The sequence below is a fragment of the Dissulfurispira sp. genome (assembly GCF_036745535.1).
In the GTDB taxonomy this organism is placed as follows: Bacteria; Nitrospirota; Thermodesulfovibrionia; order Thermodesulfovibrionales; family Dissulfurispiraceae; genus Dissulfurispira.
Window position 1 is genome coordinate 2,964 of sequence record NZ_DAIOFX010000061.1, and the last position, 7,143, is coordinate 10,106.

Consider the following 7,143-nt stretch of genomic DNA (forward strand, 5'->3'; position numbering starts at 1 on the left):
TACAGGTCTCCAGACCGAGACGGGCAGATGCAAGGGCTGCCTCGCATCCTGCATGACCTGCACCTATGACAATCACATCAAAGTCTTGCTCTTTATACATTAATTGATTATTATAACATTAATGAGTATCCCTGTCTTTGAACATACAGTGTGCTCCCTCCGCTCTATAATCGAGAATGAAAATGAGCCGCTGCAAAAGGTTTCGAGACTGATCAAATATGACCCCGGCTTATATTTTTCTCTTCTTCAAAATGTTAATGCCCTTACCACGAGGGCAGAAATAACATCCATATCCCAGGCCATATCGCTCATCGGAGCAGAGGGTCTCCAGAGGCATATACTCCAGCAGGACTACTTTCTTGATGAAGAATATATGCTGCTATGGTGCTATTCGGTTCTGGCTGGAGAGGCGGCATCCATTATAAACGAAAAAGCAGATATAGCAGAAGACGAAGAGGCATTTTTCGCAGGCATTATGTCATCCATCGGGATTTTATTTATGTATGCAGAGCATCCTAAACATAAAAAAATTTGCGACTTATTGCTCAGAGTCCCTATCGAACATAAAATCTTTATAGAAGAAAGATTGTTCAAGACAAATCTCTTAAAGCAGCTTGACAAAAATACCGTGTCGCCCAGAATCTATAAGGAACTAATAAACATCATGAATTTTATATTTTCAGAGGATGGTCAGCGCATAGAACTTTTTAGCCATCCAGCAAGATTTTCTGTAAACTATAAATCCTATCAGCTTTTCCAGCTAATGGACGTCAGCGAGTCCGCAGCGCGGGCAATCCTTTTCCCTGCTGTTGTTGAAGCACAGGAGGAGTTCAGGGAGATGAGCAAGAGGTATTTCAAAATACCTGAAAATGAGGTCGAGGAATTGCTTGCGGACATCGTAGAAAGATTCGAGGATGTGTGTAAGGAGTTCAAAGTTGAGGAACTTTCGGAAAAATTCATAGTCAGTGCAGAAGATTATCACCTTTCAGGAATCAGCTTCTTAACAAAATCTGAGCCTCTGAAAAATTCCCTTGAGAAAATATATGCCGCGAATCGGGAAGAAAAAAACATCTTCATACATGGAGAAACCAGTGTTGGAAAACGATTGCTGGCTGTCGCCCTTCACCACCGTCCTGACAATCCCAGAAAAACAAAGCCCTTTTTATCCATTCACTGCGGGACACTGGACAGCGAAACCCTCGAATTAGAACTCTTTGGAGCAAAGGGAGGTTTTTTAGGAAAAGAAAAGCACAAAGGCGCTTTAGAGCTTGCAAATGGAGGAACCATACTGCTTAAAGATATAGACAAAATCCCACTGAGCCTGCAGGACAAGCTCGCAGAAATATTCTGCAGAGATGAATTCTACAAAATAGGGGAAACCCATCCTACATTCTTCGATATCAGATTTTTTATTACCGCAAAAAAGAATATCTTCGAAGAGGCAAGGGAGGGAAGGTTTTCAGAAAGGCTTTTATGCGTCTTAAAGCCCGTAAGTATTTATATTCCGCCATTGAGAGAGAGGAGAGAAGATCTTGAGTTTATTGGAAGCAGCGTCATAGAAAAATACAATCTCAATCTCACCGATAAGGCATTGCTCCTTGGACTAAAGGAATATTACGAAACACATACATTTCAAAACAACTTAAAGGATCTGAAGAGACTATTATTTTACCTCTCCGCCAAACACAGACTTGAATCTTAAATACTCAAAAAGCCCCCATAAACTGGCAACAACTACGGATAAAAACCAGAGAATAGACAGGGTCATTGCCGAGTCCGAAGGCACTCCTATTGTCCCTAAAAAAATGACAAATGCCCCTTCTCTCAAGCCAATCCCTGATATGGATACAGGAATAAAGGAAATCAGAATAATAATCGGAACAAAGATCAGAAGAGACAGAAACGAGATATTCAGAGAAATACCTTTTGATAAAATATAAATGGCGACAATGCCGGAAATCTGGATAACCAGAGAATATAAAAAAGCCTTAAACAAAATATGCCTTTTTCTACTGTAAATCTGGAAGTATTCATATATCCTGAAAAGAAACTTCACCCGCTCCCCAAACCTGAACTTAAGAACAATAATGCTGCCTGATATAAAGGCAACTAAAACCAGGGGCATAAGCCATTTTACAGCCGTTCCCTCGAGATACTTAAATCCAAAGGGGAAGGCAATAATGCTGATGGCAAGAAGGGCAGAGAAGCCAATGTATCTGTCCATGAATACAGAAGCAATGGCAACCGAGAGTGAGGATTGATGGGTGTGTGGCGTGGAGTTATCTTCTTTCAACACTTTGCTGAGATAATATGCCTTTACCGCATCTCCCCCTATTATTCCAGGCATGTAGGCATTAAAAAATGACCCTATCATATACAGAGAAAAGAGCCCTTTTGTTTCCATATCCTGCGGTATCAGCAAATTCCATCTTCTTGAAGAAAGATAGGTTGTCGTTATATATATTCCTACTGCTGCAATAAAGGTCGCAGGACTCAACGCCCTCATGTTATTAATAATTGTCTGTGTGCCAATCTTCAAAATGAGAAGATAAAGGAGGATAGAGCTTACAGAAAGCTTTGCAATAAGTATTGCTATCTTTTTGATTGTCTTATTTATTCTATTTTTATTTATTTTACTTTCCTGGGCCAAGGATCTTCTTTATTGCATATATAGGTTTTTTTTGGCTCTCATGATACACCCTTACAAGCATCTCCCCAAGGAGACCCATACCAATAAACTGGACACCTACTATTATAAGGAGGGCGCCTAAAAGGAGAAGGGGTCTTCCTCCGATATTAACCCCCATAAAGAGTTTTTCTATGGAAAGATACAGGGATATGCCCACACCAACTATTCCGAATATCATGCCCATTGGGCCGAAGAACTGCATGGGCTTTGTGGAAAAGCTCTGCAGGAACTTTACGGTTATCAGGTCGAGCAATACCTTGATTGTCCTTGAAGTTCCATATTTTGATTTTCCCCTGAGCCTTGGATGATGGGTGGTTTCTATCTCTGCCACCCTGACACCGTACCAGCTTGCAACAGCAGGAATAAATCTGTGCATCTCGCCATACAGCCTGAGGTTCTTTACCACATCCCTCCTGTACGCCTTTAATGAGCAGCCGTAGTCGTGAAGCTTGACTCCTGTAACCTTGCTTATTAACCAGTTGGCTATCATTGAAGGGAGTCTTCTTGTGAGAAATGTATCCTTCCTTTTTTTCCTCCATCCGCTGACAAGGTCACAATCCCTTATGGCATCGAGGAGTCTCGGAATATCCTTCGGATCGTTCTGGAGATCACCATCCATGGTGATAACGATGTCACCCCTTGCAAAGTCAAATCCTGCGGCAAAAGCGGCAGTTTGTCCAAAGTTCCTTCTGAGGCTGAGCACCAAAACATTCCTGTCTGCCTTCTGTATATCCTCAAGGAGGTTCAATGTCCTGTCGTTGCTTCCATCATCGACATAGATAATTTCGTATTCTGTGCCAAGGGTATCAATGACCTCTTTCAACCTCTCATTCAATACCTTAACATTTTCTTCCTCATTGTATAAGGGAACAACAACAGATACCGACATCTTCCCTCCTAATATTTTTCTGGCATTGCTGTCTTAATGCCTTTGAAATTATAACAAATGAATATGGAATATTCCCTCAACAGATGCCCTCTATCATAAACCTGCAATAGCCTCTTGTCATATTTCTCAAATGCCTCAGCCGCTTCTAAAGGCATATCAACATTGTCTATTCTAACAAAAATGGCATTAATAGTGCTTCCACTGCTACGTATTTTAAAGGCATTACTGTTTATATCAGGCCAGAGGTCATACTGATTCATCCTTCTTCCGAGGTTTATACAGTATGTTCTTGGATAGCCCTTTACATAAAAGGCAAGCTCGCTCGATACTTGATATCTGTCGGAGAAAATAAAGACTTCCCCTTTATTCTTCATAGAGTCATGAATCCTACCGATCTCCACGCCCAATTCCTTCCAGCCTCTTAATCGCGAAGACGGATCTAATTTAGGAGGTAATTTTATGATTGACGGATAGTAGGCTATCACAGTGACGAGAATCGCAACTGTAATGCCCGCAATTACTAACAATCTTCCTTGACCCTTGCCTTTTGTCCCTCGTCCCATAAAATATTTTGCAAATGCGATTATTCCTGTTATATAGCCTGTCATCGCCCAGTTTGGCTGAACCTTTCCATGGATGCTCTTTAATAAGAAAAATCCTATAACAGGTATAGAAAAATGCAATAAAAATCCGGATTGCAATAATTCCTCTGGCCCTTGCCCCCCATGGGTCTTCGACTTGCCCCTTGCCCCTAATTTGATTAGGGCATAGAACATCATTACGAAGATAATCGGGGTAATTATTCCTATCTGTGAGCCTAAAAATTCAATAAAGTTTTTTAAAGATATTGTCAATCCTTCTGAAACATGCGCCTGTCCTACTGTATGTCTGATGGTCACCCAGTCATGCTGGAAGTTCCAGATGATTACAGGGCTAAAGACGAGGAGACTAATCAGCAATGCTGTGTAAGGCTTCGAGCTTTTAAGCAAGTATCTTTTTTCTGAAAAGAGCAGAAACAAAAAAGCGCAGAGATAAAAGAATGCCATTGTGTATTTTGTTAATAGACCAAGGCCGATGGAAATGCCTAAAAGAATCCATCGAGCATGATTTAACCCTTGACCATTGCCCTTTGACCTTTCGCTGTTTATTGCCTTCCAGAAAATATACAGTGACAAAATCCAGAAGAATATGAACGGAGAATCTATGGTAAAAATCACGCCGAATGGTGCAAAAAGAGGAATAACTTGCAATAAAAGCGCCGACGATAAAGCCACAAGCTGGCCATTACTTTCTGTCTGTTGGGGGTACACATGATTAACAAGCCTGAACATATAAACACTGCTCAATGCAGAAAAGATAACTGCCATTATCCTTATTCCAAAAACTGTATCACCAAAAATAGAAGTGCCAACATAAATCAGATATGCAATCATTGGTCCCTTTGAGTAATAGCTCAAATCAAGCCTTCTCGACCATTCCCAGTAGTGTGCTTCGTCAGGGCTGAGATCCAATGGCCCATGGAGAATGTAATATAGTCTGAAAACGCTTATCACGGACAGAGAGGAAAAAAGCAGTGTTGAGTGCGGTTTGGTCTTATAGTGCAATGATGCATATCTGAATAATCCTACGATTACAAACGCAATAGCAGTGCCCAAAAGCGCTCCTACTACAACATCTCCTGGATAATGGACTCCCACATACACCCTCGAAAAGGCAACGAGGGCAGCAAGGATTAAAGGGTAAACACTAAACAACACGGGAATATTCCGGCGGGTAAAATAATACAGGACTACAGCAGCAGCAAAGGAATTGGTGGCATGGTTTGAAGGCATAGAGTATGACTTTGTGCAACCGACAAGGAGCTTTACCCCTTCAAGGACATTACAAGGCCGTATCCTCCTGATGATATGCTTTATTTCATTTCCCAGCCAATCGCTCAATAGAAAGGCAATTGCTGCCAGAAAAAAACCCCATAAAACAGTTTTCACATTAAATCCTGGGTCATCCTTTGTCCTCTGTTCTGTATACGCCTTGTAAAGAACATAGAGCAGGTAGGGAATGAGCAGCAGGTAGTTCTTTGATGTAATAAAGGGCATTGCCATATCAAATAAGGCATTGGAGGTGCCGTGATTTATGAGAAAGAACAAACTTTTATCAATGTCAAAAATATTCACAGGTTCTTATATGTTCAAGAGTGGTTGATTATAATACTTCGTGCTGTCGCTTAATCATAACCCATTGAAAAATAAGTATTTATACTATCTCAACCAGCGTGGCATCGAATATCAAAGTCTTGCCTGCAAGGGGATGATTGCAGTCCATTGTCAGTGTGTTTTCGGATATGCCCACTGCTGTGACCATCATGGGCATGCCGTCAGCCCTGTACATTTGCAGCCTCAATCCCACCTCTATATTAAAATTGCCAGGCATCTTCTTCCTGTCCATCTCAAAGACACGTTCTTTAATGTACTGGCCGTATCCAAGTTCCGCGGGAATTGTAATAGTCTTAGTTTCCCCGATGCTCATTCCTGCAACTCCTTGCTCAAGACCCGGGATAACCTCTCCTCCGCCTACACTGAATTCAAGAGGAGGACGACCTTCCGAGGAATCAAATACTGTGCCGTCTTCGAGCCTTCCAACATAACGGATCCTTATTGTATCTCCTTGTTTAACCGCCGCCATTTCTTCTCCTCATGCTTTTAGTTTCTACCAAAGATAGATAGTTTACCATATTATAGTGATAAAAATTGCGCAAGTATTACCACGCTATGGCAGCAGGTGTGCATCAAAGCCTTTACAAAGTCGTTGTCCTTTGTGCATATCAGAAGACCAATAACGCTCTTGCCTAAACAGATAGCAATGTAGTAGGTGACGGATTCAAGTATGATGTCTTACGATATTTTGAAGTGTAAGGTCTTTTCAGCACACCTGCTGCCATACTTTGTGCAATTCAGAGTAGGGTTATGTTCCACGTGGAACATGGCTTATTGATTTGGTGGGCTATCAGTGTGCTCGTGCTTCAACCTCGCCCTCTTTCTCCTCTTCGCCTTCTGTCTCCTTATCTTTCCCCTTTTTATGTCTTCATTTGTCTTTTTGCCGGACAGCTTCTCGATCCTATCTACGAGTTCCCGTCTGGCGAGGAAGCGGTTGATGGACTGGCTCCTATCCTTCATGCATTTCACCTCTATGCCTGTAGGGATGTGCTTGAGATAAACGCATGTGGCGGTCTTGTTAACATTCTGGCCTCCTTTGCCAGATGAGCGAATAAACTTCTCCTCAATGTCAAACTCGCTAATTCCAAGAGACTCCATTTTCTCCCTGAGCCATTTATTCTTTTCTTCACTTACAGCAAAATTTGGCATAGATCACAATTAACCCTAAACCTAAATTGAGCGATTCCAATCTAAAAAATATATGTCAGGTGCTGCGAAAAGACTTTAAACCACGCACTTGTGCAAACTTTATCTTGTATCCGTCATCTACTACATTGGATACTTTATGGATAATGCATTTATTATCTCTCATATACACTTGAATTAACACTTTTTAAAGTCTTTAAGCAGTG

At 41.4% G+C, this 7,143-nt stretch carries 7 protein-coding genes; 1 reads left to right on the forward strand and 6 read right to left on the reverse strand.

The window, feature by feature from the left end:
* On the reverse strand, nt 1-100 hold a 100-nt coding region (locus V7L97_RS13050; protein ID WP_442891802.1), incomplete at its 3' end, for an FAD-dependent oxidoreductase.
* A gap of 21 nt (nt 101-121) precedes the next feature.
* Here V7L97_RS13050 and V7L97_RS09595 point away from each other — a divergent pair.
* Nucleotides 122-1,702, forward strand: a complete 1,581-nt coding sequence (locus V7L97_RS09595; RefSeq protein ID WP_333655429.1) for a sigma 54-interacting transcriptional regulator — start codon at nt 122-124, stop codon at nt 1,700-1,702.
* Here the strand turns inward: V7L97_RS09595 and V7L97_RS09600 are convergent.
* The 5 genes from V7L97_RS09600 to V7L97_RS09620 form a co-directional block, all read right to left on the reverse strand.
* The gene (locus V7L97_RS09600; RefSeq protein ID WP_333655430.1) at nt 1,664-2,650 is read right to left on the reverse strand and encodes a lysylphosphatidylglycerol synthase transmembrane domain-containing protein; all 987 of its coding nucleotides are present in this window, start codon (nt 2,648-2,650) and stop codon (nt 1,664-1,666) included. The two genes, V7L97_RS09595 and V7L97_RS09600, sit on opposite strands and share 39 nt — an antisense overlap.
* On the reverse strand, nt 2,634-3,578 hold the full coding sequence (locus V7L97_RS09605; RefSeq protein WP_333655431.1) for a glycosyltransferase family 2 protein: 945 nt from the start codon (nt 3,576-3,578) through the stop codon (nt 2,634-2,636). Before V7L97_RS09605 ends, V7L97_RS09600 begins: the two co-directional genes overlap by 17 nt.
* 8 nt (nt 3,579-3,586) lie before the next feature.
* Nucleotides 3,587-5,725, reverse strand: a complete 2,139-nt coding sequence (locus tag V7L97_RS09610; RefSeq protein ID WP_333655433.1) for a glycosyltransferase family 39 protein — start codon at nt 5,723-5,725, stop codon at nt 3,587-3,589.
* A gap of 106 nt (nt 5,726-5,831) precedes the next feature.
* Nucleotides 5,832-6,260 carry an FKBP-type peptidyl-prolyl cis-trans isomerase gene (locus V7L97_RS09615; protein ID WP_442891801.1) on the reverse strand — a complete coding sequence of 143 codons (429 nt, stop codon included), beginning with the start codon at nt 6,258-6,260 and terminating at the stop codon, nt 5,832-5,834.
* Nucleotides 6,261-6,562: 302 nt separating this feature from the next.
* Complete coding sequence (locus V7L97_RS09620; protein ID WP_333655435.1) at nt 6,563-6,940, reverse strand: peptide chain release factor family protein; 378 nt, start codon at nt 6,938-6,940, stop codon at nt 6,563-6,565.
* Nucleotides 6,941-7,143 lie beyond the last annotated feature (203 nt).

Excerpts from the sequence above, each read along its gene's own strand:
- V7L97_RS09615 (WP_442891801.1), bottom strand. The coding sequence starts at position 6,260 with ATGGCGGCGGTTAAACAAGGAGATACAATAAGGATCCGTTATGTTGGA.
- V7L97_RS09595 (WP_333655429.1), top strand. The coding sequence starts at position 122 with ATGAGTATCCCTGTCTTTGAACATACAGTGTGCTCCCTCCGCTCTATA.
- V7L97_RS09605 (WP_333655431.1), bottom strand. The coding sequence starts at position 3,578 with ATGTCGGTATCTGTTGTTGTTCCCTTATACAATGAGGAAGAAAATGTT.
- V7L97_RS09620 (WP_333655435.1), bottom strand. The coding sequence starts at position 6,940 with ATGCCAAATTTTGCTGTAAGTGAAGAAAAGAATAAATGGCTCAGGGAG.